Consider the following 25,973-nt stretch of genomic DNA (forward strand, 5'->3'; position numbering starts at 1 on the left):
ACTCCCAAAAGTAGAGAAAAGCTGTGATCCATGTTGTTTTATATGAACCTGAAATTCCTGCCAATACAGGTAATATTATTCGCCTATGCGCAAATACGGGAGCACAGTTACATTTGGTCAAGCCACTTGGCTTTGAACTGGATGATAAAAAACTAAGACGTGCCGGTCTCGATTATCATGAATATGCCAATATGCAGATTTGGGAAAATATTGATGACTGTCTGGCCGATCTGGCTACTAAGGGCGTAGGTGTAGATGCAGTTTATCCGCTGACCACCAAAGGTTTTGAAACCCCGCATACCTCAGATCTAAATCGTTCTGTAGCCTTGTTGATGGGACCAGAAACTCGTGGCTTGCCAGAAAATGTCCGTATGATGTTCCCGAAAGAGCATTGGATTCGTCTGCCAATGGCAGAGAATTCACGCAGCTTAAACTTGTCTAATGCGACTGCTGTGATTGTCTATGAAGCATGGCGTCAGCAGGATTTTAAACCGCTTTAAGTTCATCGTACCGATTTAAAAAGCTGCCTAAGGGCAGCTTTTTTATTTTATGTAACAGATGCAGGTACATATTTGTTCTTTCAGGTAATCTAGCAGATAAGCTCTTGAGAATGTAGAAAAAAGGAACAAGATGTGAAAATAGGATGGATTCTAGCAGGCTGTAGTACGTTGTTGCTGGCCAGCATGATGACACAGGCTCAAGAAGCGCCACAGCAATTAGTATCATTACAAGATACAGTTCAGCCCATTACTCAGGAAGAAATCCGCCAAGGGCTGGCAGCGATGCAACAGCGCTTGAATAGCCGCATTGAGCAGTGGGGTAAAACCCTTAGCCGTGATGATTTCGAGTGGACTTGGCGTGGACGTCAGATGAAACCTGCCAAACGTCAGGAAGTTTGCGATATTTTTCAGGGCGTGGTGAATGAAATGTATCAAATGGCAGTGAAAAACAAGGCTCGACTCAGTCCGGAAGATCAGAAACTATTATCCAATCGTGATCTGTTTATTGAAAAACTGGGCTTTCAGAATAACCGGGTAAATACCCAGATGGGTTTTGATTGTCGCCTACAATAAGCTCAGTCTATTATCCAAGAAAATAAAAAAAGGCGCATAAAGCGCCTTTTTAGGTATGAACAATATCGATTATTCAAACTCGTTATGTTGTGGAGCAGGGTGCTTAAAGCCCTTGGTTTTATAACCGAGGTACAAAATACCGAACATCGCCCACCATAAACCGTATTTCAGTGCAGTTTCTTCAATTTCCAACCACATCGCAAAGATACTGATAAAACCAAGCATCGGGATGACCACAAAGCTGAAAATATCTTTCGCAGTTTTAGTACGGCCATCACGCAGTGCATAACGTGAAATTACTGAAAGGTTCACGAATGTAAACGCAGTCAAGGCACCGAAGCTGATCATCGAAATCACGATATCCAGATCCATGAAGCCAGCAGTTAAGGCCACTGCACCTACAATCAGAATGTTGTAGTTTGGCGTATAGCTTTTCGGACTGATATGACCAAAGATTTTCTTGTTGATCACGCCATCACGACCCATGACATACATCAGACGAGATACACCTGCATGAGCAGAGATACCAGACGCCATTACGGTAATGATCGCAAAAGTCAGAACATAAGACTGGAACAGTGAGCCGCCTACAAGAAGCAGAATTTCTGGCTGAGTTTCAGCAATATTCTTGAAGTAAGAACCCGGTGTAGAAGGGAAGTACAGCTGCATGAAATAAGTGCTGATAATGAAAATCACACCAGCGATTAAAGCAGTCAAGAAAATCGCTTTAGGCAAGGTGTTTTCAGTATCTTTGGTTTCTTCTGCCAGAGAGCTTAAAGAGTCAAAACCGGTGAATGAGAAGCACAGTAAGGTCGCACCAGTAATCAGGGCGCCTACCGAAGTCAGTTCATTCCAGAACGGTTCAAGACTCCAAAGCTGGTAACGCTGTTCAGCTGTAATCGGACCATCAGCATTGAAACCGGCCTGCAGTTTGGTAAAGACCATCCAGGTAAAGATACCGATCACCAGTAACTGTACCAGTACGATCAAACTGTTAAAGTTTGCCACGAAGCGTGCACCGCGCAGGTTTACCCCGGTCATGAAGGCAGTCAGCACGATTACCCAGACCCAGTGGTTCACATCAGGAAACAGTGCTTCAAGATAGATCACTGCCAGGATGATGTTCACCATTGGTGATAACAGATAATCCAGCCAGGAAGACCAGCCCACCATGAAGCCAATATTCGGGTGAATCGATTTTTGGGCATAGGTATAGGCCGAACCCGAAGAAGGGTAGCGGCGAATCATGTGACCATAGCTGATCGATGTAAACAAAATTGCAATTAGGGCAATGATGTAAGAAGTAGGAACATGCAAATGACTTTCTTCAGATACCAAACCAAAAGTATCAAATAAGGTCATTGGTTGAATGTAAGCTAAACCAATAATAATGATGTGCCAGAGCCCTAGCGTTTTTTGCAGTTTAGCTGCCGATTGAGTCCCAGAGAAATTTGTCAACGGCGTTATCCTCTTAATCGTTGATCAAGGATCAGTCATATTTAATAAGGATCGTTTGAGACGAACGATCCCCCCTACAATTTTCTATAAAAGCGCGCCAATCTACTTTAAAATTACGGCTTTTACTAGCTATTTTTTGAATTTAGGCCTGCACGAAATGTGCCATTCGAAGCAAAAAACGGCGATTTCCTGCAAGATAAAAGCCCGATGTCTAAAAAAACATCAGGCTTAAATTTTTCGCTATATTGGCTTATTTTTCAGTAATTACCAAGCCTTTTTTAAGATAGATTTCAAATCTTCCAAACTGGCTTCTTTTGGGTTGTAAATGATGGAACCATCATTTAATGCTTTTTCAGCAACTTCATCCAGCTGTGCTTCAGAAATCTTACCTGTTTCACTTAATGTGCGCGGTAATTTGGTCAAGCTATAGATTCGATCACGCATGGTTAAAATTGTAGCAATGGTCTTGTCTGCACGTAAGTGTGCTGGTGTTTGTGCATAGATGTCTGCACCCGCCAATGGCAGCAGCAGCTCGGCAATCTTGTCGCCATTCACTTCCTTGTTGTATTCCAGTACATAAGGCAGGAACAGATTCATACATAGGCCATGCGGCAAATGCGCGACTGCACCTAGAGCATGTCCAAGGGAGTGCACCAGACCCACCATTGAATTGGAGAAGGCAATTCCGGCCATGGTAGAGGCCTGAGCCAGCTCCAGACGACCTTGGGCATCAGTTGGGTTGTCGAGTACGTTAAACAGGTTGGCACTGACCTTTTTCACGGCAGCTGTGGCATAAGCATCTGAAATTGGATTGGCTGCCATACAGGTGTAGGCTTCTACAGCATGTGTCATCGCATCCATGGCTGTCATGGCAGTCAGATGCGGTGGCAGGGTCTGAGTCATACGTGGATCCAGAATCGCTGCATGCGGCATCAGATAATAAGATGCGAATGGCATTTTCACATTCTTTTCGGTATCCGATACCACAGCAACCATGGTCACTTCAGAACCGGTACCAGAAGTCGTAGGAATTACGAAAAATGGCTTCAGCGGTTTAGGCAGGTTATGCGCACCAGAATATTTGAGTAAGTCGTCACCACCTTCAGAGACCAAAATATTGGTCGCTTTTGAGGTATCAATCACTGAACCGCCGCCAACAGCAATAATGGCATCGCAATCATGATCACGATAAAGCTGTGCTGCGCTGCGCACTGTACCTAAACTGGAATCTGGCGGTACATCATCGAAAATCGCTGCAATTTTGGCATCGGTCGATTCAAAAGCAGCTTCAATCGGCGCCAGCAGGTTATTGGCACGTACACCTTTATCGGTAATGATCAGTGGACGTTTGGCACCTAAAGTGGCCAATTCAAAAGGAATGTGTTCTAACGCGGCATGACCAGCAATTACTTTGACTGGGCAGAAAAATTCATAATAAGGTTTTGCCATGTTATACACTCCGTTTCAAATAAGATTGAGCGACTTTTAAGTAGATGCTGCTCGCTTCCATGATTTTATCTTTGAGTCCCAGATTATTCGGGTATTCTTTTACTGCCAGTTGCGCCACCATTTTCGGCAAGATCAGCGCTTCCATTTTGTTCAGGCAACGTACCAGACGGATCGCATAGGAAATATCACCATCGGCAATCATGCGGTCATTGGCAAAGGCCTGAGACGTGCTTTCCTGAAAGGAAAACACCAGAAAGGCATGATGCAGATGCTTAAAGGTAATGGTCAGGTCTGGCTTGATATTGCTTTCTTTGACCAGTTCCAGCTGATGTTGTTCCGTGACCCGGGCAACGAAGGCCGGGCCATGTGGAAAAACATTCATTGAAAGCCTAAAATTGGCGGGAAACTGGGCAACTTCCTGTTTGATTTCTGGGTCTACCTGACTTGCCATGACCAGGCCACGGCCAATGATATCCATCATCAGTTTGACATAGGCAAGCTGCAAAGCGGGTTTTACGGATTTTGTCGCAATCACGTGATGATCCCTATCTTGATATTATTGGTTTAGAGTAATTACTCTAATTTATTTATTGTTAAAATGCAAAGGCTTTATCTTTGCTCGACGTTCACCTGCTTAAAGTAACCGCTGCTGCTTAAAGTTTCAATAATTTCAACACACAAGTCATTAAACTTTGGCGGGTTGCTGACGAGGTCATTAATTCGCACCATTTCCAGGCCTGCATAGCCGCACGGGTTGATGGTATGGAAACCAGTCAGGTCGCAATCAATATTTAAAGATAAGCCATGATAGCTACGGCCTTTACGGATTTTAAAGCCGAGAGAACCAATTTTACGTTCATTCACATAGACGCCCGGAGCATCGGGTTTGGCATAGGCTTCAATCTCATGCTTTTTAAGTAGTTCAATCATCAGGTTTTCGGCATAAGACACCAATGTACGGACATTCCAGCCCAGACGGTTCAGGTCAAACATAAAGTATGCGACGAGCTGACCAGGACCATGCCAGGTGACTTGACCACCACGGTCGGTTTGAATGACAGGAATATCAGTTGGAATCAGGATATGTTCCGGTTTACCGGTCTGACCTTGGGTCAGTACATCATGGTGCTGCAAAATCCATAACTCATCAGGCGTATTTTCATCACGGTTTTCCGTGAAGCTTTTCATTTCCAGAAAACGGTCTTCGTAGGGAGTCAGGTTATTATATTGACGGATAATCAGGGAGGGTTTTTGAACCGCAGCTGTCACAGTGTGCGTCCTTAGAAAATTAGATCATACTGCAAATAATTATAATGATTTCAGCAATAGATAGGGGAGAGATTCGTAGTAATTGTTGGTGAGCTAGTCACACACATAAAAAACACGCCCGAAAGCGTGTTTTTTAATTTGCCAAGGTTGGAGCAGAATAATCTTAAAGTGCAGTCTTGATTAGTGGGCAAGCTGCAAGATCAGCATATACGGCATGCACCTGTTCCAGTTCAAGGAAGCGTAGCTGAGCAGTGATCGAATGATATTTACCAGTACGGGATGGAGTGATGCTTACGCTATCGCCATCAAAGTCAGGAAAATGTTTGGTGAAAATCTCAACGACCGCATTCAGCAGTTCTTCACCTGCAAGGCCAATGAGTTTGATTGGGTAATCCATTGGAAAAACCCAAAGATCTTCGCGGAGTTCACGAGATGGTGTGCGGTCTAACATGTAGTCCCCCTATTCGAAACGCCTGCATAGCGCAGGCGTTTGGGTGTATTGCAATACAAAATGGAGACGAGAGATGAAATTTCAAGTCTCCAAAATTGTATTAAATCTTAATCATTTTCCAGGAATGAACGCAGGTGTTCAGAACGGGAAGGGTGACGTAACTTACGCAGTGCTTTCGCTTCAATCTGACGGATACGTTCACGGGTTACGTCGAACTGTTTGCCGACTTCTTCTAAAGTATGATCCGTTGGCATGTCGATACCGAAACGCATTTTCAGGACTTTCGCTTCACGTTCAGTCAGGTTTTCCAGTACTTCGCGAGTCGCTTCTTTCAGGCCTTCTGAAGTAGCAGCATCCACTGGTGAAGTGATGTTGCTGTCTTCAATGAAGTCACCCAAATGCGAATCTTCATCATCACCGATCGGTGTTTCCATCGAAATCGGTTCTTTAGCGATTTTCAGTACTTTACGAACCTTCACTTCGTCCATTTCCAGACGTTCGCCCAGTTCTTCCGGTGTCGGTTCACGGCCCATTTCCTGAAGCAATTGACGAGATACACGATTGATCTTGTTAATCGTTTCAATCATATGCACTGGAATACGAATGGTACGTGCCTGATCCGCGATTGAACGGGTGATCGCCTGACGAATCCACCAGGTGGCATAAGTCGAGAACTTGTAACCACGACGGTATTCAAACTTGTCTACCGCTTTCATCAGACCGATGTTACCTTCCTGAATCAGATCTAGGAACTGCAGACCACGGTTGGTATATTTCTTCGCGATCGAAATCACCAGACGTAAGTTTGCTTCAACCATCTCTTTCTTGGCACGACGCGCTTTCGCTTCACCGACTGCCATACGTTTGGCAATGTCTTTGATGTCACGAACTTTAAGATCAAGATCTTTTTCGATATCTGCAATTTTTTGCTGGAAGGCCAATACGTCAGGACGTACTTTTTCCAGATAAGCTTTCTGATCAGCAGTCGCTTTCGCAATTTGCTCATCTAACCAGGCTGGATTCGATTCCTGACCCGGGAAAGTAGTACGGAACTGGGTACGGTCCATACGGCCACGACGGACGGCATAACGCATCACTTCACGTTCTGCACCACGGATCTGGTCATGTGTACCACGAATCATTTCAGAAATGATATCGAACAAACGCGGCGTGAACTTGAACATCATGAACACAGTTGCAAGCGCTTGAAGTGCTTCTTCTGCTTCTTTGCTGTTACGGCCGTGTTTTTCCAGTACCGCTTTGGTATTTTTCCAGGCATCTGAAAGTTCGGCAAAACGAACTTTGGCAATTTCTGGATCTGGGCCTGAGTCACCTTCAGAATCGTCATCGCTATCAGACTCTTCATCTTCCTCGTCATCATCCAGTTTTACATCTTTGGTTGACTTGGTCGTTGCTTCTTCATCTTCTTCGATTTCAGCGACTTCTTCCAGCACTTCTGGAATTTCTTCATCTGATTCAGGGTCTAAATAACCTGACAGAATGTCAGCAAGGCGGCGTTCGCCAGCTTCATAATCTTTGTATTCTTGTAGTACAACTTCTACAGCATTCGGCCAGTAAGCAATAGAGTGAAGAACGTCTCGGATACCTTCTTCAATGCGTTTTGCAATGCTAATTTCGCCTTCACGCGTTAAAAGTTCAACGGTACCCATTTCACGCATGTACATACGTACAGGGTCAGTCGTACGACCTGGTTCGTTTTCTACAGATGCAAGTACAGCCGCAGCTTCTTCTTCTGCAACTTCATCAGCAGCTTCTGCAGTATCCTCGAACATTGCATCATCAGATTCAGGCGCACGATCATGGACAGGAATACCCACATCATTCAGCATTTGAATGATATCTTCAATCTGTTCGCTTTCTGTGATGGAGTCCGGGAGATGATCGTTAACCTCAGCGAAGGTTAAGTAACCTTGTTCTTTGCCTCGGCTAATCAGAGCCGCTACTTGAGAAGTAGGGGAAGTCATATCGCTCATCTTTGCTTACTCTTCGTTGAATCTGTGGCAGTGAAAAACCGTGCATGATAGCACAATTCACCTGAAATAGTTTTGGAATTGATCAGTCAAGCATGATTTTATAAATATGTTTGAATAACAATTGAATATCGATATTGGGTCTAAGTTTATCTTTTCAAGTGTATTTCCCAATCTAATTTTAGAAACGTCCCTCATCCATGGGATAAAAAGCGTTCACTATCTAACCAGCTAATAAATACACAATTATGCTGTAGAAAAACAAGAGCTAACTAGTATAAACATACAAAATATATAAATAAAACTTGACAAGTTTTTAAAGGCAAGATAAATAGCGCCTAGACCCATTTACATTTTTCACTACGAGGTAGTTTTAGTGTCTTCGACAGATTTTGAACTAGATGATAGCTACGGTGATGATGATGTTAATTTCGATGAGGCATCGAGTAAGCTAAGTGCGAAAGAGTCGTTGGAAAAACGTCGTTTAATTGATGATCTGCTCTCGCAACGCCGTCTGGAACGCGAACTCAAAGATTTTGATTATGACTTCGACGATGATGACGACTTTGACGACGAAGATTAACGAATTCAGATTTAGCATAGCCTGAATAAATGCTATGCTAATCCTTTCGGTTTTCTAAGTTTGGATGTTAAATGAGTGCTTTAGATTTAGACCTGTTGAGTGAATATCTGGACGGCGACCAAAATGAGTATGGTCTGGATTTTGCGGCAACTCATGGTTTCTTATGTGCTATCGCAGTAGGCCCGCAATTTGACAAATGGATGGATGAACTTTTTGAAGGCAACCAGAAAAAAGTGCCTGCAGAAATCATCAATCAGGTTAAAGCATGGTTAGAGTCAATCCGTCAAAGCTTGGCCAATGAAGAAGGGATCACTTTCCCATTTGAAATTGAAGAAGCAGATACCGAATCAAGTCTAGGTGACTGGAGTGTGGGCTTTGTAGATGCCATGTTCCTGAACGAAGAAGCCTGGTTTACAGAAGAATTTGAAGAACAGTTGGTCGATTTAACGCTGCCAATTATGGTATTCAGTGGCATCGATGAAGAAGATCCGCAAATGGAATCTTTCCGTCGCAATGGTCAGTTAATGGATGAGCTTGCAGAAGAGATTCCAGAAAACTTGAATGAATTATATCTGATGTACCACACACCAGAATAAGTCATGCCCCGCCATGAAAAAGCACCGTCAGGTGCTTTTTTTAGCTCAGGTGTTTTGTACAACGTTTGGACTAGTTAATTACCTAGTCTAAGGTTTATGATCGGCACCCGTACGCTTGCTCAAGCTATAACGCGCATAGCCATTGTAGGCGATATGCAACAGCAAGGCATGTAAGGCAATACTTGCAGCTACCAGAAACGAATTTGGCCCGCGTCCTGTATAAGGCATCCTTCTATAGATTTCCTCCGTCTGTGGATGCAGCCAGATCACTATAAACAAAAAGATAAATCCAAAGGTCATGGCAATAATCGTGGAACCCCAGACCAGTCTGCTTTTCTCTTCCTGGGTGGGTAGTCGGAGTTCTTTTTTCACAAAGTATCGGGCGCTGAGAAAGGCGGAGGCAATCAGGGCAGGAATCAGCAGAATGGCGCCCAGATTGAACACGTAGATGAGTATGCCGACTATTAAGACCAGAGTCAGATAAACGGTGGCAAAATATTTAAGATAGTGCGACATCGTTTTAGCCTCCTTATGCTGAGGTCTCTTCAGGATGGACGATTTTTACGTTGATGTCTACGGTATAAAACCCAGCCCATGATGATCACGACAATCGCAATAATCACATAACTGACCTGACTGAAGATTTTGTGCATCAATTCCTGATTTTCACCAAAATAAAAACCGACACAGGCCAGGAACGTGGTCCAGATAACAGTACCTAGTCCACTATAGAACATGAATTTCCAGAAAGGCATATGGCTCATGCCAGCCGGGATACTGATGAGGGAACGTACTGCCGGAACCATCCGGCCAAAGAATACAATCCGGTGTCCATACTGCTCGAACCATTCCAGAGATTTTTTCACGTCTTCAGATTTGATAAACAAGAATTTTCCATATCGGTCTATGAATCTGAAAATACTGTCGTGGTTAAATTTATAGCCAATCCAATAGAGCAATGCCGCTGCCAATAACGAACCGATACTGCCTGCAATAATGACTCCAACCAGCAGTAATTCTCCTTGAGATGCGGAATAGCCGGCAGAAGGCATAATAATTTCAGAGGGGATCGGGGGAAAGACATTGTCAAGAAACATGAGCAAGGCAATGCCCCAGTAGCCCAGCTGTTCCATGACAGAAATAATCCATTCAGTCAGATTCATAAAATTGGCAAAATAAAAAATACTGCTTGTATCCTAAGCAGTATTTTTAAGAGGGTAAAGTTAAGTTATATAAATGGCCAAGTGTGGATTAACTATGGGTTAAGGTATAAATGTAAACTTTACGTAAGCTGTAAGCCAGGCAAACTGGCAGAGCACTGAGCAGTAAATAGTGTGCTGCTGTAGCCTCAATATGGTAGCCAATAAACAGGGCAAGAATGGCACCAATGATAGTTCCCAAGATCACAATAAACAGATGTGATTCTGCTTCTAGCTCATCTGTCAGTTGGGTAATACGTTCCAGTTTTGTATTTTCTTTAGGTTGGAATCTAACAATATTATCTGGATCCCGAGCAAGTGAATTGGCCATTTTGTTTTCCTTTTCATTTAAAAAATTAATTAATAATGAAAGACTTATGGTAACAAAGTAATGTGATATAAAGACTATCAAGCTTAGCTGTAAAAATATGCTGTTCTTGGTAAGGGATTGGTAAGTTTTTTATTGCAGATGTAATGCTTATGTAAACAAAAAGCCCTCCGAAGAGGGCTTAGATATTTTTAGTTACAAAACTGGAATTAGAGACGTTTACGTTTTGCAGCCAGAATTTGCGATTGACGCATACGGAAACCTTCTTTTTGTTTCTCGGTAGTTTTATCGATGCAGTACACACAAGATACGCCGTGTTCATAACTTGGCAGCGCTGCCTCTTCAGGCGTTAATGGCCAGCCACACGCATGACATTTGGTATTTTGACCTTCTTCCACACCATGTGTAACTGCAGTACGGCCATCAAATACGAAACATTCACCTTCCCAAAGACTTTCTTCAGCTGGAGTTTCTTCTAGGTATTTCAGAATACCGCCTTTCAGGTGATACACCTCTTTAAAGCCTTCCTGAAGCAATAAAGAAGTTGATTTTTCACAACGAATACCACCGGTACAGAACATGGCAATTTTCTTATCCTTGTGCTGTTCCAGGTTCTTTTTCACATATTCAGGGAATTCACGGAAAGTTTCAGTTTTTGGATCGATTGCGCCTTTGAAGGTACCAGCTTTGTACTCGTAATCATTACGGGTATCAACCAGAATCACATCATCACGTGCAATCAGCTCGTTCCATTCTTTAGGATCAAGATAATGGCCAACCAGATCACGTGGCTTAACCGGTACACCTAAAGTCACAATCTCTTTTTTCAGCTTGATCTTCATTTTACGGAATGGTTTGTCAGAGCTATGCGACTCTTTGTATTCCATTTCGTTGAAGCCTTCATCAAGCAGAAACTGATGTACTTTGTCGATGGCTTCACGGTTACCCGCAACAGTCCCGTTAATGCCTTCACCTGCCACAATTAGAGTACCGCAAAGGTTGATGGTTTTTACCAACTCTAAAAGACGTTGTTGCAGACCCGCAGGATCTTGAACTTCTTTGAATTGATAAAGTGCGGCAACAACCCAACCAGTCGTCGCTTGCTGTTCTACAGGTGCAAGCTGTTCTACAGTAGCGTTCATGGAATACTCCAACGTAGCATGATAATTTGAAAGGCGCATATTTTAACGTGATTTGAATGAATAAGCGAGTAAAAGGCCGGGTTTTAACGGACTTCAAATCGATAGGGAGAGCGTGTATAGTCATGCCGACCCAGGATTTTGATGCAATGATGCAGATGCTGGAAGTTGCAGCACAGTTGGAGTAAGTTTTGAGTTCGGATCGTCGTATTGCATCTTTGACCCCTTGCGCAGGGCGTTGCTCAACCGTATTTGGTGATGCGGTCTGTCGTGGTTGCCGCCGTTTTAATCATGAAGTGATTCACTGGAATAGTTATAACGCAGATCAACATACTGCGGTCTGGCAGCGGCTGGATGCACAGCTAGATCAGATTTTGGTCCCGATGCTGCCGATGGCGAATCTGGCCAAAGTGGAAACATTTGTCCTGTCTAAACGGGTGCGTCTACGTGAAGATGCGACTAAAGGTCGTAAGCTTTACCATGCCTTAAAACTCTGTGAAAAGAATCGTCATTTTACTGATGAAAGCGGTTTAGGCATTCATTACAAACAGGTGCGCCCGCTTTGGGATGAATTCGAACGTCGGGTACTGGCACTCGCCAAAGCCAGTTATGACCTGGCTTTTTTACGGGCGGATGGGATCAGTCAGCATTTGATTCATATGCAGGAAGAGGACTAAGTCCTCTTTTTTATTTAGTAAAATCATGATAGCTGAGGAAATGGCATGAATATCAGTGAATATATTCTCTATTGTCTGGCCGTCGTTATCATGATTGCCACACCTGGGCCTGTGATGTTGCTGGTCGCTAGTGCTGGACTGAAAGGTGGCTATAAGCATGCTTTGCAGACCATTTTCGGGACGAATTTTGCTTCTCTGGTATTGATCACCTTATCTATTTTTAGCTTAAAAGGCTTATTGGTCATTAATGAAAACTGGCTGAATGGCATCAAGCTGCTTGGCTGTTTATATATTGCCTGGCTGGGAATCCAGATTTTCCGGGAAGTCTGGCAAGGGCAGGGTTCAACCAGTTCACAAGGCTTGCAGCCAGTACAGGGTGGCTTCCGAACCGGTTTTCTGGTGGGGATCTCCAACCCCAAAGATATTATTTTCTTTGCTGCGTTTTTCCCGCAGTTTATTGGCATCACGCCAAATCTGGATTTAAGTTTGGTTATTCTGACGATCAGCTGGATTGTCCTGGATTTTTTGACCCTGTCATTAGTTTATTTAGGCTTTCAAGGCTTTGCTAAATCCAGGTTGTATCCGTATTTGCTTGGTTTGTGCGGTTTGATTTTATTGGTAGTCGCAGTCTATGGAATATTATCTGTACTCATCTAAAAATATTTATATAAGATAAAAAATCCCGGTCTTAAGCCGGGATTTTTTATCTTTAAATCTTATACTTATACATTGTGCTGCTGGCGGTAACGCACCAGTTCATCAATGGTAATCACGGTCAGCTGATGCGTCTGTGCATAAGACAATACCTGAATGCCAGAAGCCATGGTGCCATCGGGGTTAGTCAGTTCACACAGAACACCGGCAGGTTTCAAGCCAGCTAAACGCGCAAGATCAATCGTACCTTCGGTATGGCCGCGACGGGTCAACACACCACCTTCACGTGCACGTAAAGGGAAGACATGCCCTGGACGGTTCAGGTCACTGGCGACAGCACCGTCTTTAATGGCTGCTTTAATCGTGGTGGTACGGTCTTTGGCAGATACACCAGTCGTCACACCTTCCGCAGCTTCAATGGTGACAGTAAATGCAGTTTTAAACTGGCTAGAGTTATCCTGCACCATAGGTGGCAGTTCTAAATGATTGGCCAGTTCATCAGTCAGACATAGGCACACAATACCGGAACCATCACGAATCATACGAGCCATGGTTTCTACAGTCAAAGTCTCTGCTGCAATGATGAGGTCGGCTTCATTCTCGCGGTCAAAGTCATCCATCACCAGAACAGGTCTGCCTTGGCGGATGTCCTCGAGTGCTTGTTGGATGCGCTGTTCAGCGGGAGCTAAAGCGGAAAAGAAAATTTCGGGTTGAATCAAACTTGACATTGAAACGCTCACGTAAAGTAAAAGTACGATTGAACATTTCAGGACATAGTGAAAATAGGCTTATAGCAAAACAGTTTCATGCCAGGCATAAAACAGGGTGTACTGCTTTCGTCTTCTTTCATCCGGACTATACCGTCGGCTCTGGATTTGCACCAGATCTGCAGATCAATCGAAATTGACCGCTCGTGGGCTGATTTAGGAATAGAGATTTACTACCCTGAAATTACCACCGGTGGGGAATCTCACCCCGCCCTGAAGCGATGTAGGGCCATTATAGTCCTGATTTTTAAAAGATGGGATAGTTTGGCCAGTCACGAATTTGCAGAATTTCAGATAAGCAAAACAGATTATCTGAATTACTACAGTCCTTTAGCAAAAAACTGGAAACATGTTATGTTGCTATTAACAATAGAAATTGATCAATCATTCTGACAATGAAGAAAACCGAGCTGATCCATAATAATCCATTTTCTCCCTTGCTGTTTTGTGATGCAAAGGTTTTGCGTTATCTCAATATTTTGGGCGTTGCGCTGATTGCAGTCAGTTTGCTGTATTTAATGGCTGCGAACTGGTGGATGCTACCGAATCAGGTACAGTTAGCAATTCCAATGCTGGTTTTACTCTGTAGTGCAATAGCCAGCATTTACTTTAATCAGCGGGAATGGATCAGACAGAGTCTGGATACTGTATCTGGCCTGATGCTGGGCTTAAGTCTGGTGGTGATTGGGCAGATCTATCAGACTGGTGCGGATAGTTATCAGTTATTTCTGCTCTGGGCCGTATTGCTGTTGCCGTGGCTATATCGACCAAATATCGGGGTTTTTGCCATGCTTTGTGTGGTCAGTCAGCTGGCATTGTATTTTTACTTTAAGCAAAGTTTCTGGATGATACGGGCAGAAGGATTATATCTACTGACTTTGAATCTACTGACGGCCATCAGCTTTGCCTTTGCCATACGTTATTATTCGTTACTGCGATATCTGTTTATTGCATTCATTATCATGATTTCGATCAGCAGTATGATGCAGTTTACCCATCATTTTCAGCTGATCTATCTGGCTTCTTCAGTTGTTCTACCAGCAGGGGCTGCATTTTATTTTTATCGTAAGCATCAGGCACTAGAAACCATTTTACTGATTGCAGGCTTGGCTGCCAGTTTGAGCCTATGGCTGTTTGAACTGGTGGACGATCAGCTTACCAATTCAGCAGCGGGCTTATTTATCTTGGCAATGCTGATCTTTGGCTGGTTTGCGCTGATCAGTTTTGCCCTAAAGAAAATTTTTCCACAAACCAAATTCTCCGTCATTCCTTTGGCACTTGGTGCATGGATAGCTGGAATTATTCTGGCAGTCTTATTACTGACCTATTGGAAAGCAGTTTCAATTGTTTTAGGTCTCATTTTTATTGGCATCGCTTGGAAATTATTAAGTCAAAAGAATTCCATATTTCTACGTCAGTTTGCCTATTGTCTTTGGGTTTGCGGGCAAGCTGCGGTATTAATTCATACGGAACTGCTCACCGATAGTCTGTTTATAGTGTGGCTGTTGCAATTAATGATGCTGGCTCTGACTGTGATCAAACGGATGCACTGGTTCATTCTAACCTTACAGCTCTTGATAGCTCATGCTTTAGCAATTGTGGTTTTGGCATTAGAGAATTCCTTTAAGCATGATGATATTGTAATCACGCTTGCCCTAAGCTTGAACTATGTCATTTTTATCGGGCTAATTCTAACCGCTAGATATTGGCAGTCCTCAATTTATCAGAAAAGTATTCTGCTCTGGATCATTGCTATGCTGACAGGTTCAGCCGTGGTTCAATCTGTGACTGGATTAGAGCACTGGCAGGGCATCGGGCAGATCAGCCTTGACCACGTTCTGCTGTTTTATGTTCTTCCGAGCTTATTGTTGCTTGGTTTTATCTGGCAAAACTGGCAGCAATTTTATGAAAAATGGCTCTGGCTGATTCCTATATTTGGCATCTTACTCATTCTGTTGGGCTATTTTGAGATTTTTATTATTATGCTGCTTATGGCGTGGGCAGTGGTCTATCAGCAACGACTTATACAGGCACTTACCATTTTATTGCTGATCTTCTGGCTATGGATGCTGTATTACAATCTGGGCTTAAGCTTCCTATTAAAAAGCATCAGTATCTTTGCTTCAGGGATACTGGTCTTGTTGCTGGCCTATATTTTAAAGGGGTCAAAACTACAACATGAGCAAGGAGAGGCAAGATGAAAAAGTTTCTTCCTTTGCATCTGGCTATTTTCAGTATTGCCTTATTTTGTGGATTGATTGCGCAACATGAATGGCATCTTCGAGATAGCCAAAGTATTTATGTGGAGCTGGCACCAGTAGATCCGCGATCAATTCTGCAAGGCGATTATATGGCGCTGAATTATGATCTGCATTTTAGTGCACTAGCAGCGGAGAATAGATCAGAACAATCAGAACCTAAAATCAGTATTCAAGATTTTGAAAACCAGTCCCGTGTACTAAGCTATGTACAGCTTGATGAGCAAAGAAGAGTTGTCAAAACCAGTTTTAATCGAAGTGCGCTGGATCAGCCACGCTCAGCGCGACTAATCCTGAAAAATCCACGGAATACCTTTGAAGGCTTATATCCGGCTGCCAACAGTTTTATGTTCGCTGAGGGACTTGAGCCTTGTTATCGTAATGCTAAATTCGCCGAATTAAAGCTAAAAGAAAATGGAGAAACTTTGTTGGCTGACCTGGTAGATCAAAATCTTAAGTCCTTAAACTGTGAGAACCGAAAAAGCTGGTGGCAGGGGCGTTAGTTTTATTTTAATCAGCCCATAAAAAAGCCCGCGAGAAGCGAGCTTTTGAGAATCTTGTTGAACCAGCTTAGGCAACCTGTACCGGAATGCAATTTGCAGTGTGATTCACAGTGTTATCCGGGTTGGCATAAACCAGACGTGGTTTATGAGCATTGGCTTCGGCTTCAGTGAAATCACCAAATGTTGCGATAATCACGATATCACCAACATCAGCCTGGTGCGCAGCACCACCATTCACAGAAATAATCCCTGAATTATCTTCACCACGAATGGCATAAGTAGTAAAACGCTTACCATTGGTCACGTTCCAGACATGAATTTCTTCGTATTCACGAATGCCAGCTAGATCCATCAAAACGCCATCAATTGCACATGAACCTTCATAGTGTAATTCTGCATGTGTAACAAAAGCGCGATGAATTTTGCATTTTAATAAACGAGATAGCATGGCTAGCGTCCCCTTAGTTGACCTAAGACTTTGATCTTATGGTTGAATCAATTTCTACGACACTGGATAAGTGGGTAGGCTTGCGCATTTTGCGCCTAAATGGCCAGCAAGGCAAGCGGAATTGTCCAGCAATTTATGAATGTTTAGTTCGGTTTATAAGCATTGATTTGATTCATTGCCTGTTGTACTTCACCGTTCACCAGCATTTTGGCGCGAGCAAGTGCATGGGCAATTGCATCGTCCATTAACTCTTGTTCACTGCTTGGTGCTTTACTCAGGACATGACCAGAAACACGGTGTTTAGAACCTGGGTGACCAATACCAATGCGTAGACGATGAAAGTTCGGACCGATATGCGGCACGATATCGCGTAAACCGTTATGTCCACCATGACCACCGCCAGTTTTCAGGCGAATAATGCCTGGATTCATATCCAGTTCATCATGGGCAATCAGGATTGATTCGGGTGCGATATTGTAGAATTTGGCGAAAGGAACAACACTTTTACCGGAAAGGTTCATGAATGTTGTAGGTAGAAGGAGACGGACGTCTTGACCTTCGATATTGCCACGACCGCTGAATCCATTGAATTTAGGGTCTTTTTTAAGGTTAATGCCATATTGATCTGCAAGGCGTTCTACAAACCAGAAGCCTGCATTATGGCGGGTTTGAGCATACTCAGAACCTGGGTTGCCCAAACCTACAATCAGTGAAATATTTGACACTAATCTACACCATTAACACTTATGCGCGTTTGAAGTCAGCGTGCATTGGAGTGTTTTTAGCTGGGTGACGTTGTAACGCTTGGATTTTAACGCTTTCAACTTTACCGTTTACATCAATTTCGATTACTTCTTCGAAGAATGAGTTGCTTTCTAAGAATTTAACAAGCTGACGAAGTTCAAGAGAAACAGCTACAGGAGCAGCTTCGCCACCATAGATGATCGCTGGAACTTTAGCAGCATGACGAAGGCGGCGGCTCGAACCTTTCCCTTGTTGTGCTACTTCACGTGCTTCTGCGTTTAATACGAAGTTTGCCATGATAGACATCCTATTTAAGTTTTAAATGAACCGGACCTGCGACCGATCCGGTGATAGAAAGCCCCGCCAAATGGCAGGGCTTTGGAAATTCAGCGCACTATTATAGATAAGAATCGAACATTGCGCTAATAGATTCTTCGTTGTTGATACGACGAATTGTTTCAGCAACCATGCTTGCAACTGAAACCTGGCGAATCTTGCCAAGAGCTAAAGCTTCTTCTGAAAGAGGGATGGTGTCAGTAACTACCAACTCATCGATCACAGAATTTTTCAGATTTTCAAGTGCTTTACCAGATAATACTGGGTGAGTCGCGTAAGCAACTACTTTGCGGGCACCGAAAGTTTTCAACGCATCAGCAGCTTTACAAAGCGTACCAGCAGTATCCACCATGTCATCAACGATCACACAGTCACGATCTTTCACATCACCAATCAAATGCATCACTTGTGATTCATTCGCTTTTTGACGACGTTTATCGATGATCGCCAGGTCGATATCACCCATCTGTTTCGCAACAGCACGAGCACGAACTACACCACCTACGTCAGGAGAAACAACCATCAGGTTATGATGCTGTTGTTGGCGTAAATCAGCAAGCAGGGCTGGCGTACCGTAGATGTTGTCTACAGGAATATCGAAGAAACCTTGGATCTGGTCAGCGTGAAGGTCAATCATCACCACACGGTCAATACCTACAGTGGTCAGCATATCTGCAACAACTTTTGCAGTAATCGGCACACGGCTTGAACGGGGACGACGGTCTTGACGGGCATAACCGAAGTAAGGAATCACGGCAGTAATACGACCAGCACTTGCACGGCGTAACGCGTCAGCCATAACCAGGATTTCCATCAGGTTATCGTTGGTCGGTGCACAAGTAGGTTGTACGATGAATACGTCTTTACCACGAACATTTTCAGTGATCTCAACAGCGATTTCGCCATCAGAGAACTGGCCTACAGAGGCAGCGCCTAGAGGAATATGTAAGTGACTTACGACTTTTTGAGCGAATTGTGGATGCGCGGTTCCACTAAAAACGACAAGATTGGGCATGAAGCACCCTTGGCGGTTGGTATGTATGGAAGTAGATGGCAGGGGTAGCTGGATTCGAACCAACGAATGCCGGGATCAAAACCCGGTGCCTTACCACTTGGCGATACCCCTAATGCGGCAGAACTTTAATATTTTTGCGGTATTGTGTCAAGGTAAATTAACAGTCTTACAGCAAATGATGTTCTGTCTTTTTTCGAGAAAATGGCAGGGGCGGCTGGATTCGAACCAACGGATGCCGAGATCAAAACCCGGTGCCTTACCACTTGGCGACGCCCCTAGATTTGATGAACTGTAAGATGGCAGGGGTAGCTGGATTCGAACCAACGGATGCCGGGATCAAAACCCGGTGCCTTACCACTTGGCGATACCCCTAATACAGTACATCTACAGGTGAATAATGGCAGGGGTAGCTGGATTCGAACCAACGGATGCCGGGATCAAAACCCGGTGCCTTACCACTTGGCGATACCCCTATTGAACCTTGAAATGATGTAATGGCGATTCTTGTAGACTGTTCACCAAGTAAGATTTACATGGTGCATTCTCAAGAATGTCGGTCACATTCATATCATCAGTTACTTCGATAAAAACACAAGCACCTGTACCTGTAAGCTTTGCAACACCGAATTGATCGAGATATTGCATTGCCTCATCGACTTCTGGATATAGGCTTCTTGCCACTGGCTCAAAGTTATTTCCGAAATCAGATGGCTTTATCTGATAGGCGCAAAATTTAGAGGGCTTCGTGTCTCTTGTCAACGTTTTTTGTGAAAAAAGCTGTTGAGTGCTGATAAAACAGTCAGGTTTTAACACAATGAACTGTTTTTGATCTAAGTCTATGAATGTTAAGTGTTCACCAATACCTTCAGCCCAGGCATTGCGACCATGAACAAAAATAGGCACATCCGCGCCCAGCTTGACGCCGAGCTCTGCCAGTTGCTCAGAATTTAAGCCACAATGCCATAACTGGTTCAGCACAATCAGGGTCGTTGCTGCATTGGATGAGCCACCACCAAGACCTGCACCCATGGGAATATTCTTCTCTAGTCGAATGATCAGACCAGAAGGCGTTTTGGTATAAGGCTGCAAAATCTGCGCTGCACGATAGATGAGATTCTGTTCCAGATCGACTGAGGACAAACCTTCAATCTGAATCTGCTGATCATCTGTTTGCTCAAACTCTAGCCAGTCACACAAATCTATCAACTGAAAGATACTTTGCAGCTCGTGATAACCATCCGGACGGCGACCGGTGATATGGAGAAACAAATTCAGTTTTGCAGGTGCGGGAACACGAATCATCATAAGCTTGCGTCAGACCAGTTAACGGTTTTGAATCACCATTGTAATACGGTTTTCACCCCCATTCTCAAGTGACTGCTTTAAAATCAAGCGGTTTGGAACAGTTGCCTGCTGGTTATAACTCAGATCTACCGTCCAGCCTTGTTCAATAATCTGGCTGATACGCTGTGAGCTGTCTTTCTGGATCTGGGCAGATTGAGTCGCGGGACGTGCCTGTACCCAATCAACTAAATGACTAATCGGGGCTTGCCAGCCGGTTGCACGTTGCAATAGTTCTTCTGCCGTTGCTGCCTTGATCAGGCCGGTTTTGGCACTATTCAAAGTCACTTGGCCAGGAGTACCTGAAATCTGGGTTTTTCCGGCACCTAAGATACCAGTTAGTTCAATATCAAATTCTTCTTGCTGCTGAACCCAGGTAAAAAAGGCGCTACCGCTTTGCTGAGGTGTACGTACCCCGATTTTACCTTGCAGCTGGAACTGGTTTTCAGCCTGTACCGATGGCGTGACAGGCGCTTTTTGCTGCACCATCTGCTGACAACCACTCATGAATAGGGCAGTAGAAGCAAGGAAACAGCAGCCTAAAGTACTTATGTTGCGCATAAAAGAATGGACTCGTTCAGGATTGTGGTGCTAACAATAGCGAATTAAGTTGGTTTAATTCTGGGTCATTTGGATGGTTTTGTTGTAATTGTTGTAACACTTGATGGAATTGTTGTAGATCACCTTTCATATAAAGCGAACGTGCATAACGGACGCCAATTTTCGCACTTGGATTCAGTTCATAGGCTTTAAGCAGCACTTGGGCAGCCGTAGCAAAGTCATTCTGCAAATAACAGATATAGCCATAGGTATCCAGAATAGAAGCCTGTTCTGGTGCGTATTCCAGTGCCTGTTCAGCATAGCGCCGTGCTTCATCCAGATGGCGATTTTGACGGGCCAGCGTATAGGCATAAGCATTCAGATAGGTTGGACTATTCGGTTCGATTTTAAGCAGGGTTTTTAACAACTGATCCAGTTGATCACGATCTTCATGCGGATCTAACAACAAGACTTGAGCATAGACCAGTTCCGGATCATCCGGCAGGTTTTTGCTGGCTTCTTCCAGAATTCGGATCGCTGCGTTCTTATTATTCATGCGTTTCAGAATATCCGCTTGAGCCAGATACAGGAAACTGGCATGTTGCGGATAATTGACCCGTTCCTGAGTCAGAAAGCGCAGTGCATCATGCAGTTTATCCTGCTCGGCAAAGATCGCAATGATATTGCGTCGTGAGACCGTATACAGGCTGCCATCCACCAGGCGGTAATACGCCTTGGCGGTTTCATAATGCTGTTTGCGTTCTGCATTGACCGCCAGATAGTAATAGGCTTCATTCTGGTACTGAGCCGAATAACGGAGCTCAACCAGGTATTTTTCAGCTCGTTCATATTGCTGCAGGTCAATACTGGTCAGACCGGCAATAAACAGTGCTTCTTCGTGTTGTGGTGATTTTTTCAGGATCGTTTCTAGTTTCTGTAAGGCCTTTTCAGCTTCATTTAGCTTGATCAGGTATTTGACCTCAGCCAGACGTATATCCATGTTGTTGCGATGTTTACGACTGGCTTTCTCGTACCATTTCAGCGTTTCCGCATCATCACCCAATGCCGCCAACAGATTGGCTTTCATCAGGATATAACCAGTCGACTTTGGACGTTTTTTTAAGGCGCGGTTGATGGTATTGAGAGCCTGTTCTAGCTGACCTTTTTGTGCTTCCAGACCGGCGACCAGCACCAGAATCGAAGGATTGTCTTTGGCTTTGCTAGTACTTAGAGCCTGAATTAAATATTCACGGTCATCCGGCTCATCCGGGGCAATCCCGGCCAGAATTTCTTCCAGATCGGCGTTATCATCAATTTTCAGGATCTTTTCCAGCGTTTCTGCCGCCAGTTCGTACTCATGCGCTTTTAAGGCAATATGCGCCAGATAGAATAATGCCGGCACATCCTGTGGTTCTTGAACGACCCAGTGGGTAGAAATATCCAGCGCTGCATTCAGGTCTTCATGTTCGAGGGCGATATTGAGTGCGCGCTGTTTAACCGCGGTGGAATTGCTTTTAATGGCCAGCACAGTATAGTTGTGTAAAGCGTTTGGAATATCGCGATAGGCGAGTGCGAACTCGGCTATCATACTTTGTTTTATCGCATCATAATTTTGATTTGCATGGTAAACTGCTTCTGCTGCATAAAGATGAGCAGTTGAAGCCATGCTAACCACCAGCAAGAATGTGGTAGAATATTGCTTAATGGTAGGGCCGTTTATACGGCTAGTTGTTAGACGCAATTTTTCTTTATCCAAGTAATGCTTTTTATGACACCGATGTTGCACAATAGCATAAATTTAGTGAAATGATGACCTGATATGTCTTTCTTTGCATTGGGTGTCAACCATCAAACTGCCTCTGTAGAGCTGCGCGAAAAGATTGCTTTTAACCCTGAAAAGTTAAGCATTTTACTTGCCGAGCAAAGCCAGCACCCTGTACTGAATGATATGGTGGTGGTGTCTACATGTAACCGGACCGAAGTTTACGCGATGTCGGACAATGTCGACATGGTGCTAAACTGGCTCGCCCAGACCAATGGTATTGATCCCAAGCAATTACAGAATCATGTTTATTGCTATCAGAATGCGCAAGCCGTCACTCATCTGATGCGTGTCGCCAGTGGTCTCGACTCCCTGATGCTTGGTGAACCGCAGATTCTGGGACAGGTCAAAACCGCACTCTCTCTTGCCAAAGAATCTAAAACCGTTTCGCAAAACCTGAATCGTATCTTTGAATATGCCTTTTATGCAGCTAAGCGTGTGCGCTCGGAAACAGCAGTCGGCAGTCATGCAGTCTCAATGGGTTATGCAGTCGCGCAATTAGCATTGCAAGTGTTTAGCCGACCTGAGCAGTTGACTGTGATGGTGGTAGCCGCCGGGGAAATGAACAGTCTGGTGGCCAAACATCTGGCAGAAATGGGCGTCGGAAAAATCATTATCTGTAACCGGACTCGTGCTCGTGCAGAGAATCTGGCGCAGGAAATTGCCCACCGTGCAGATGTAGAAATTATTGACTTTGATCAACTGGCAGCAAACCTGCATCGTGCAGATGTGATTTCTAGTTGTACCGGTAGTTTGCATCAAGTCATTCACTATCCGGATGTCAAAGCTGCCTTAAAGAAGCGCCGTTACCAGCAGATGCTGTTGGTCGATCTGGCTGTACCGCGTGATATTGATCCAAAAGTTGAAAAGCTGGATGGAGTTTATCTCTATGGCGTGGACGATCTGCAAAGCGTGATTGATGAAAACCTGGCGCAGCGTCGTCAGGCAGCGGTCGAAGCGGAAGTGATGGTCAATCAACTGGCGACTGAGTTGATCACCCAGCAGAAGGTGAGTGAGGCGGGTAGTACGATTCATGCTTACCGGGATTATGGGGAAAGCTTACGTCAGGAAGAACTGGCAACCGCTATGCAACGCATCGCTAAAGGTGAAAGTGCTGAAACAGTATTGGCCGAATTTTCGCATCGTTTGACCCAAAAACTTCTGCATCCGACCTCAATCATGCTGCGTGAAGCTGCCAAAGCTGAAGATCCAAGCTATTTTGAAATGCTACAGAACAGTTTGCAGGACGTGGTTCAGCATCGCCGTAAGGTTAAACATTAAGATGATGTCGGGATAACTTTCCGATATTTAAAAGGCGTTTAAAATAAACGCCTTTTTTATTTTCATGATTTTTAATCTTCGAGTAAGGTCATGGAACGTTTTTTATCAATTTCATAAATCCGCATCTTGAGATTTTTCATCTCCGCGATGCTACTAAACTTTTTCGATTTTAATTTGTGTTGTAGACACTGATATTGCAGCTTGATCGAGAAGTCTGCCGCCAGTTTGTCTGCCTGCTCAGGAGAAGAGGTGTAATCACTGACATTGGCATGTTGCAGGATATGCTGTAACTCATGATGATGTGCAGCACAGGCACCGAGTACATAATAGGTCGACAATTCCGGATCATCCGGCAATTCATCAAAAATCACATTCAATATATTCAGAATCTTGAACAACAGCTGATCTTCACTGACCAGTGCGCGTAATGGTTCAAAATGAATATACAGATATGGATGATTCAACAGAATCGCAATGACATACTCTTCGGCATCAATTTTGGTGCTAAAGCTTAGAGAGGCGTCATTATTGACTTTGGGTTGCCATTTGCGGCTAAAACCGAGTTTTTCCCGAAAGAACTGCTGTAGTAGATAACGGAATGAGCCAGCTTTTGGCAATAATTCGGTTAGCTGACGTAGCTCTCCCATCACCTGACTTTTACCTTCAGGCGTTGCAATGTTGTGGTTCTGGGTGAGATGGGCAAAGACAAAGTCAGAGAGCAACGGTGCCTGATCCAGCAGACGGCGGAAATTTTCAATACCTTCACGACGAATCAGGGAGTCGGGGTCATGGTCATTCGGCAGAACAAAGAATTTTAGCTCACGCCCATCGTTCAGTAAGGGTAGAGCAATTTCCAGAGTACGGCGTGCCGCTTTTTGTCCAGCCGCATCACCATCAAAAGCAATGGTAATCCGGTTATTCTGCTTGAACAGAATATTTAGGTGATCAGTATTACTTGCTGTTCCCAAAGTAGCCACTGCACCATGAATGCCATATTGCTGCAAGGCAATGACATCCATATAGCCTTCCACCATCAGCCAGTCTTGAGCTTTCTGCTTGCGACCTTCATACAGCCCATACAATAACTGGTTTTTATGGAAAACTTCTGAATCGGGTGAGTTGATGTATTTTGGTTTAATTTCGTCATTTAGTGCACGACCACCAAAACCGACCACACGGCCTTTACTATCCCGAATCGGAAAAATGACACGGTCACGGAGTAGGTTAAAATCCCGGCCACTGTCGCTGGTACGAATCAGACCTAAAAGTTTGAGACCTTCAATATCCTGCGGGAAGGCTTTTTCCAGATGCTGCCAGTCTTCCGGTGCATAACCGAGTCGCCAGTAGGCAATCGTTTCTGCGGTCAGACCACGCTGTTTAAAATATTGCTGGGCACTTGGACTGTTGGGTAGCTGACGCTCATAAAACTGCGCAATATTTTCCAGCAAGTCATATAAGTTGCCATCTGCTTGTGCTTCTGCTGTAGGCATTTGCTCAAAAGCAGCAAAAGGATCATCTGTATAAAATTCAGCTTCAGGTGTCTGAATTTCAGCAAATGGATCAAAATAAGCAGACTGTTCAGGCGTCGGATTTGTAGATGTATCCGCAGTTTTTGCTGGTGATGCTGCAACCGGTTTTGGTTTAGCTTCGCGTTTGTATTTTAAGCGGTTGGAATCTTTATTGTCTTTAGGCAGTTCAATTCCGGTCTGGCTGGACAGATCTTTCATCACTTCAATGAAATTGCGGCTGCCAATATCCATTAAAAAGCGAATGGCATTACCATTGGCCTGACAGCCAAAGCAGTGGAAATACTGCTTGTCACGGTAGACGTGGAAAGAAGGCGATTTTTCCTGATGGAAAGGGCAACAGCCCGAATAAGTACGGCCAGTTTTTTTTAGTTTCACGTATTGACCAATCACATCGACAATATCGGTGCGATCGAGAATCTGATCAATCGTATGCTGAGGAATGGCCATGGTTTGCTAAGCTTCTCGTGCTGCGTTATTTAGGTGTTAAATCATTGAAAATTAAGAGTAGGATGATTCATCCAA

Annotated in this window: 28 protein-coding genes, 4 tRNA genes and 1 riboswitch; of the genes, 9 read left to right on the forward strand and 23 right to left on the reverse strand. The window is 44.1% G+C overall.

Annotation, left to right across the window (positions count from 1 at the left end):
• The first annotated feature begins 23 nt into the window (after nucleotides 1–23).
• Together FTV12_RS01450 and FTV12_RS01455 are read left to right on the forward strand one after the other, a co-directional pair.
• Nucleotides 24–500, forward strand: coding sequence for a tRNA (cytidine(34)-2'-O)-methyltransferase (locus tag FTV12_RS01450; RefSeq protein WP_166137859.1), 477 nt, complete (start codon nucleotides 24–26; stop codon nucleotides 498–500).
• A gap of 183 nt (nucleotides 501–683) precedes the next feature.
• A complete protein-coding gene (locus tag FTV12_RS01455; RefSeq protein WP_171521858.1) occupies nucleotides 684–1,073 on the forward strand; it encodes a hypothetical protein in 390 nt (129 codons plus the stop codon).
• Nucleotides 1,074–1,142: 69 nt separating this feature from the next.
• Here FTV12_RS01455 and FTV12_RS01460 read toward each other — a convergent pair whose 3' ends face one another.
• From FTV12_RS01460 to rpoD, 6 genes are all read right to left on the reverse strand, one after another.
• Nucleotides 1,143–2,531: an APC family permease gene (locus FTV12_RS01460; RefSeq protein WP_004784881.1), complete on the reverse strand. Its 1,389-nt coding sequence runs from the start codon at nucleotides 2,529–2,531 to the stop codon at nucleotides 1,143–1,145.
• A gap of 264 nt (nucleotides 2,532–2,795) precedes the next feature.
• Nucleotides 2,796–3,980 carry an iron-containing alcohol dehydrogenase gene (locus FTV12_RS01465; RefSeq protein WP_034170151.1) on the reverse strand — a complete coding sequence of 395 codons (1,185 nt, stop codon included), beginning with the start codon at nucleotides 3,978–3,980 and terminating at the stop codon, nucleotides 2,796–2,798.
• 1 nt (nucleotide 3,981) lies between these two features.
• Complete coding sequence (locus tag FTV12_RS01470) at nucleotides 3,982–4,515, reverse strand: hypothetical protein (protein WP_159123447.1); 534 nt, start codon at nucleotides 4,513–4,515, stop codon at nucleotides 3,982–3,984.
• 74 nt (nucleotides 4,516–4,589) lie between these two features.
• Nucleotides 4,590–5,249 carry a lipoyl(octanoyl) transferase LipB gene (gene lipB, locus FTV12_RS01475; RefSeq protein WP_180033441.1) on the reverse strand — a complete coding sequence of 220 codons (660 nt, stop codon included), beginning with the start codon at nucleotides 5,247–5,249 and terminating at the stop codon, nucleotides 4,590–4,592.
• A 163-nt stretch (nucleotides 5,250–5,412) separates the two neighbouring features.
• Entirely contained in the window at nucleotides 5,413–5,700 is a 288-nt protein-coding gene (locus FTV12_RS01480) for a YbeD family protein (RefSeq protein WP_004784874.1), read from the reverse strand.
• Nucleotides 5,701–5,807: 107 nt separating this feature from the next.
• Entirely contained in the window at nucleotides 5,808–7,694 is a 1,887-nt protein-coding gene (rpoD, locus tag FTV12_RS01485; RefSeq protein ID WP_004784872.1) for an RNA polymerase sigma factor RpoD, read from the reverse strand.
• A gap of 373 nt (nucleotides 7,695–8,067) precedes the next feature.
• Between rpoD and FTV12_RS01490 the strand changes: the two genes are divergently transcribed.
• Entirely contained in the window at nucleotides 8,068–8,274 is a 207-nt protein-coding gene (locus FTV12_RS01490; RefSeq protein ID WP_004784869.1) for a PA3496 family putative envelope integrity protein, read from the forward strand.
• A 71-nt stretch (nucleotides 8,275–8,345) separates the two neighbouring features.
• Nucleotides 8,346–8,870 carry a YecA family protein gene (locus FTV12_RS01495; protein ID WP_004784868.1) on the forward strand — a complete coding sequence of 175 codons (525 nt, stop codon included), beginning with the start codon at nucleotides 8,346–8,348 and terminating at the stop codon, nucleotides 8,868–8,870.
• 87 nt (nucleotides 8,871–8,957) lie between these two features.
• Here the strand turns inward: FTV12_RS01495 and FTV12_RS01500 are convergent, their stop codons facing one another.
• The 4 genes from FTV12_RS01500 to FTV12_RS01515 form a co-directional block, all read right to left on the reverse strand.
• Nucleotides 8,958–9,386, reverse strand: coding sequence for an ABZJ_00895 family protein (locus FTV12_RS01500; protein WP_166137855.1), 429 nt, complete (start codon nucleotides 9,384–9,386; stop codon nucleotides 8,958–8,960).
• A gap of 29 nt (nucleotides 9,387–9,415) precedes the next feature.
• Nucleotides 9,416–10,033: a DedA family protein gene (locus FTV12_RS01505; RefSeq protein WP_159123451.1), complete on the reverse strand. Its 618-nt coding sequence runs from the start codon at nucleotides 10,031–10,033 to the stop codon at nucleotides 9,416–9,418.
• Nucleotides 10,034–10,121: 88 nt separating this feature from the next.
• On the reverse strand, nucleotides 10,122–10,400 hold the full coding sequence (locus tag FTV12_RS01510; protein WP_159123452.1) for an FUSC family protein: 279 nt from the start codon (nucleotides 10,398–10,400) through the stop codon (nucleotides 10,122–10,124).
• Nucleotides 10,401–10,606: 206 nt separating this feature from the next.
• Nucleotides 10,607–11,539 (reverse strand): rhodanese-related sulfurtransferase, encoded by a 933-nt coding sequence (locus tag FTV12_RS01515; protein WP_159123453.1) that lies wholly within the window; start codon nucleotides 11,537–11,539, stop codon nucleotides 10,607–10,609.
• A gap of 188 nt (nucleotides 11,540–11,727) precedes the next feature.
• Here FTV12_RS01515 and FTV12_RS01520 point away from each other — a divergent pair, with 188 nt between their 5' ends.
• Together FTV12_RS01520 and FTV12_RS01525 are read left to right on the forward strand one after the other, a co-directional pair.
• Nucleotides 11,728–12,213: a DUF1289 domain-containing protein gene (locus tag FTV12_RS01520; RefSeq protein WP_179992824.1), complete on the forward strand. Its 486-nt coding sequence runs from the start codon at nucleotides 11,728–11,730 to the stop codon at nucleotides 12,211–12,213.
• Nucleotides 12,214–12,258: 45 nt separating this feature from the next.
• Nucleotides 12,259–12,870 carry a LysE family translocator gene (locus tag FTV12_RS01525; RefSeq protein ID WP_180010584.1) on the forward strand — a complete coding sequence of 204 codons (612 nt, stop codon included), beginning with the start codon at nucleotides 12,259–12,261 and terminating at the stop codon, nucleotides 12,868–12,870.
• A 65-nt stretch (nucleotides 12,871–12,935) separates the two neighbouring features.
• Here the strand turns inward: FTV12_RS01525 and ribB are convergent, their stop codons facing one another.
• The gene (gene ribB, locus FTV12_RS01530; RefSeq protein ID WP_180010586.1) at nucleotides 12,936–13,595 is read right to left on the reverse strand and encodes a 3,4-dihydroxy-2-butanone-4-phosphate synthase; all 660 of its coding nucleotides are present in this window, start codon (nucleotides 13,593–13,595) and stop codon (nucleotides 12,936–12,938) included.
• Between the two features lie 106 nt (nucleotides 13,596–13,701).
• A riboswitch (FMN riboswitch) is annotated at nucleotides 13,702–13,858 on the reverse strand.
• A 171-nt stretch (nucleotides 13,859–14,029) separates the two neighbouring features.
• Between ribB and FTV12_RS01535 the strand changes: the two genes are divergently transcribed.
• Entirely contained in the window at nucleotides 14,030–15,835 is a 1,806-nt protein-coding gene (locus FTV12_RS01535; protein ID WP_180016897.1) for a DUF2157 domain-containing protein, read from the forward strand.
• Nucleotides 15,832–16,395 (forward strand): GDYXXLXY domain-containing protein, encoded by a 564-nt coding sequence (locus FTV12_RS01540; protein ID WP_159123458.1) that lies wholly within the window; start codon nucleotides 15,832–15,834, stop codon nucleotides 16,393–16,395. Before FTV12_RS01535 ends, FTV12_RS01540 begins: the two co-directional genes overlap by 4 nt.
• Nucleotides 16,396–16,462: 67 nt before the next feature.
• Here the strand turns inward: FTV12_RS01540 and panD are convergent, their stop codons facing one another.
• The 11 genes from panD to FTV12_RS01595 form a co-directional block, all read right to left on the reverse strand.
• The gene (panD, locus tag FTV12_RS01545; protein ID WP_004784844.1) at nucleotides 16,463–16,843 is read right to left on the reverse strand and encodes an aspartate 1-decarboxylase; all 381 of its coding nucleotides are present in this window, start codon (nucleotides 16,841–16,843) and stop codon (nucleotides 16,463–16,465) included.
• A gap of 143 nt (nucleotides 16,844–16,986) precedes the next feature.
• Nucleotides 16,987–17,568 carry an aminoacyl-tRNA hydrolase gene (gene pth / locus FTV12_RS01550; protein ID WP_180010592.1) on the reverse strand — a complete coding sequence of 194 codons (582 nt, stop codon included), beginning with the start codon at nucleotides 17,566–17,568 and terminating at the stop codon, nucleotides 16,987–16,989.
• 19 nt (nucleotides 17,569–17,587) lie between these two features.
• Nucleotides 17,588–17,884: a 50S ribosomal protein L25 gene (rplY, locus tag FTV12_RS01555; protein ID WP_004784841.1), complete on the reverse strand. Its 297-nt coding sequence runs from the start codon at nucleotides 17,882–17,884 to the stop codon at nucleotides 17,588–17,590.
• A gap of 100 nt (nucleotides 17,885–17,984) precedes the next feature.
• Entirely contained in the window at nucleotides 17,985–18,938 is a 954-nt protein-coding gene (locus FTV12_RS01560; protein WP_004784839.1) for a ribose-phosphate pyrophosphokinase, read from the reverse strand.
• A 36-nt stretch (nucleotides 18,939–18,974) separates the two neighbouring features.
• Nucleotides 18,975–19,049 (reverse strand) — tRNA-Gln (locus tag FTV12_RS01565).
• Nucleotides 19,050–19,140: 91 nt separating this feature from the next.
• A tRNA-Gln gene (locus tag FTV12_RS01570) sits at nucleotides 19,141–19,215 on the reverse strand.
• A gap of 20 nt (nucleotides 19,216–19,235) precedes the next feature.
• Nucleotides 19,236–19,310 (reverse strand) — tRNA-Gln (locus tag FTV12_RS01575).
• Between the two features lie 26 nt (nucleotides 19,311–19,336).
• Nucleotides 19,337–19,411, reverse strand: a tRNA-Gln gene (locus tag FTV12_RS01580).
• A complete protein-coding gene (ispE, locus tag FTV12_RS01585) occupies nucleotides 19,410–20,240 on the reverse strand; it encodes a 4-(cytidine 5'-diphospho)-2-C-methyl-D-erythritol kinase (protein ID WP_180033460.1) in 831 nt (276 codons plus the stop codon). The genes FTV12_RS01580 and ispE overlap by 2 nt, the downstream gene beginning before the upstream one ends.
• Nucleotides 20,241–20,261: 21 nt before the next feature.
• Entirely contained in the window at nucleotides 20,262–20,840 is a 579-nt protein-coding gene (gene lolB, locus FTV12_RS01590; protein ID WP_159123461.1) for a lipoprotein insertase outer membrane protein LolB, read from the reverse strand.
• A 16-nt stretch (nucleotides 20,841–20,856) separates the two neighbouring features.
• Entirely contained in the window at nucleotides 20,857–22,560 is a 1,704-nt protein-coding gene (locus FTV12_RS01595; protein ID WP_180016900.1) for a tetratricopeptide repeat protein, read from the reverse strand.
• A gap of 78 nt (nucleotides 22,561–22,638) precedes the next feature.
• Between FTV12_RS01595 and hemA the strand changes: the two genes are divergently transcribed.
• On the forward strand, nucleotides 22,639–23,922 hold the full coding sequence (hemA, locus tag FTV12_RS01600) for a glutamyl-tRNA reductase (RefSeq protein WP_180016902.1): 1,284 nt from the start codon (nucleotides 22,639–22,641) through the stop codon (nucleotides 23,920–23,922).
• A 71-nt stretch (nucleotides 23,923–23,993) separates the two neighbouring features.
• Here hemA and FTV12_RS01605 read toward each other — a convergent pair whose 3' ends face one another.
• Nucleotides 23,994–25,898, reverse strand: a complete 1,905-nt coding sequence (locus tag FTV12_RS01605) for a DNA primase (protein WP_180016904.1) — start codon at nucleotides 25,896–25,898, stop codon at nucleotides 23,994–23,996.
• Nucleotides 25,899–25,973: the final 75 nt, after the last annotated feature.

Source organism: Acinetobacter sp. YH12233, from assembly GCF_013417725.1.
Lineage (GTDB): Bacteria > Pseudomonadota > Gammaproteobacteria > Pseudomonadales > Moraxellaceae > Acinetobacter.

Coding starts and splice junctions, on each gene's coding strand:
- FTV12_RS01500 (WP_166137855.1), bottom strand. CDS start 9,386: ATGTCGCACTATCTTAAATATTTTGCCACCGTTTATCTGACTCTGGTC.
- FTV12_RS01540 (WP_159123458.1), top strand. CDS start 15,832: ATGAAAAAGTTTCTTCCTTTGCATCTGGCTATTTTCAGTATTGCCTTA.
- FTV12_RS01465 (WP_034170151.1), bottom strand. CDS start 3,980: ATGGCAAAACCTTATTATGAATTTTTCTGCCCAGTCAAAGTAATTGCT.
- hemA (WP_180016902.1), top strand. CDS start 22,639: ATGTCTTTCTTTGCATTGGGTGTCAACCATCAAACTGCCTCTGTAGAG.
- FTV12_RS01480 (WP_004784874.1), bottom strand. CDS start 5,700: ATGTTAGACCGCACACCATCTCGTGAACTCCGCGAAGATCTTTGGGTT.
- ribB (WP_180010586.1), bottom strand. CDS start 13,595: ATGTCAAGTTTGATTCAACCCGAAATTTTCTTTTCCGCTTTAGCTCCC.
- FTV12_RS01455 (WP_171521858.1), top strand. CDS start 684: ATGATGACACAGGCTCAAGAAGCGCCACAGCAATTAGTATCATTACAA.
- FTV12_RS01515 (WP_159123453.1), bottom strand. CDS start 11,539: ATGAACGCTACTGTAGAACAGCTTGCACCTGTAGAACAGCAAGCGACG.
- FTV12_RS01560 (WP_004784839.1), bottom strand. CDS start 18,938: ATGCCCAATCTTGTCGTTTTTAGTGGAACCGCGCATCCACAATTCGCT.
- rplY (WP_004784841.1), bottom strand. CDS start 17,884: ATGGCAAACTTCGTATTAAACGCAGAAGCACGTGAAGTAGCACAACAA.
- rpoD (WP_004784872.1), bottom strand. CDS start 7,694: ATGAGCGATATGACTTCCCCTACTTCTCAAGTAGCGGCTCTGATTAGC.
- FTV12_RS01605 (WP_180016904.1), bottom strand. CDS start 25,898: ATGGCCATTCCTCAGCATACGATTGATCAGATTCTCGATCGCACCGAT.
- FTV12_RS01525 (WP_180010584.1), top strand. CDS start 12,259: ATGAATATCAGTGAATATATTCTCTATTGTCTGGCCGTCGTTATCATG.
- ispE (WP_180033460.1), bottom strand. CDS start 20,240: ATGATTCGTGTTCCCGCACCTGCAAAACTGAATTTGTTTCTCCATATC.
- FTV12_RS01495 (WP_004784868.1), top strand. CDS start 8,346: ATGAGTGCTTTAGATTTAGACCTGTTGAGTGAATATCTGGACGGCGAC.
- FTV12_RS01510 (WP_159123452.1), bottom strand. CDS start 10,400: ATGGCCAATTCACTTGCTCGGGATCCAGATAATATTGTTAGATTCCAA.
- FTV12_RS01535 (WP_180016897.1), top strand. CDS start 14,030: ATGAAGAAAACCGAGCTGATCCATAATAATCCATTTTCTCCCTTGCTG.
- panD (WP_004784844.1), bottom strand. CDS start 16,843: ATGCTATCTCGTTTATTAAAATGCAAAATTCATCGCGCTTTTGTTACA.
- lolB (WP_159123461.1), bottom strand. CDS start 20,840: ATGCGCAACATAAGTACTTTAGGCTGCTGTTTCCTTGCTTCTACTGCC.
- FTV12_RS01505 (WP_159123451.1), bottom strand. CDS start 10,033: ATGAATCTGACTGAATGGATTATTTCTGTCATGGAACAGCTGGGCTAC.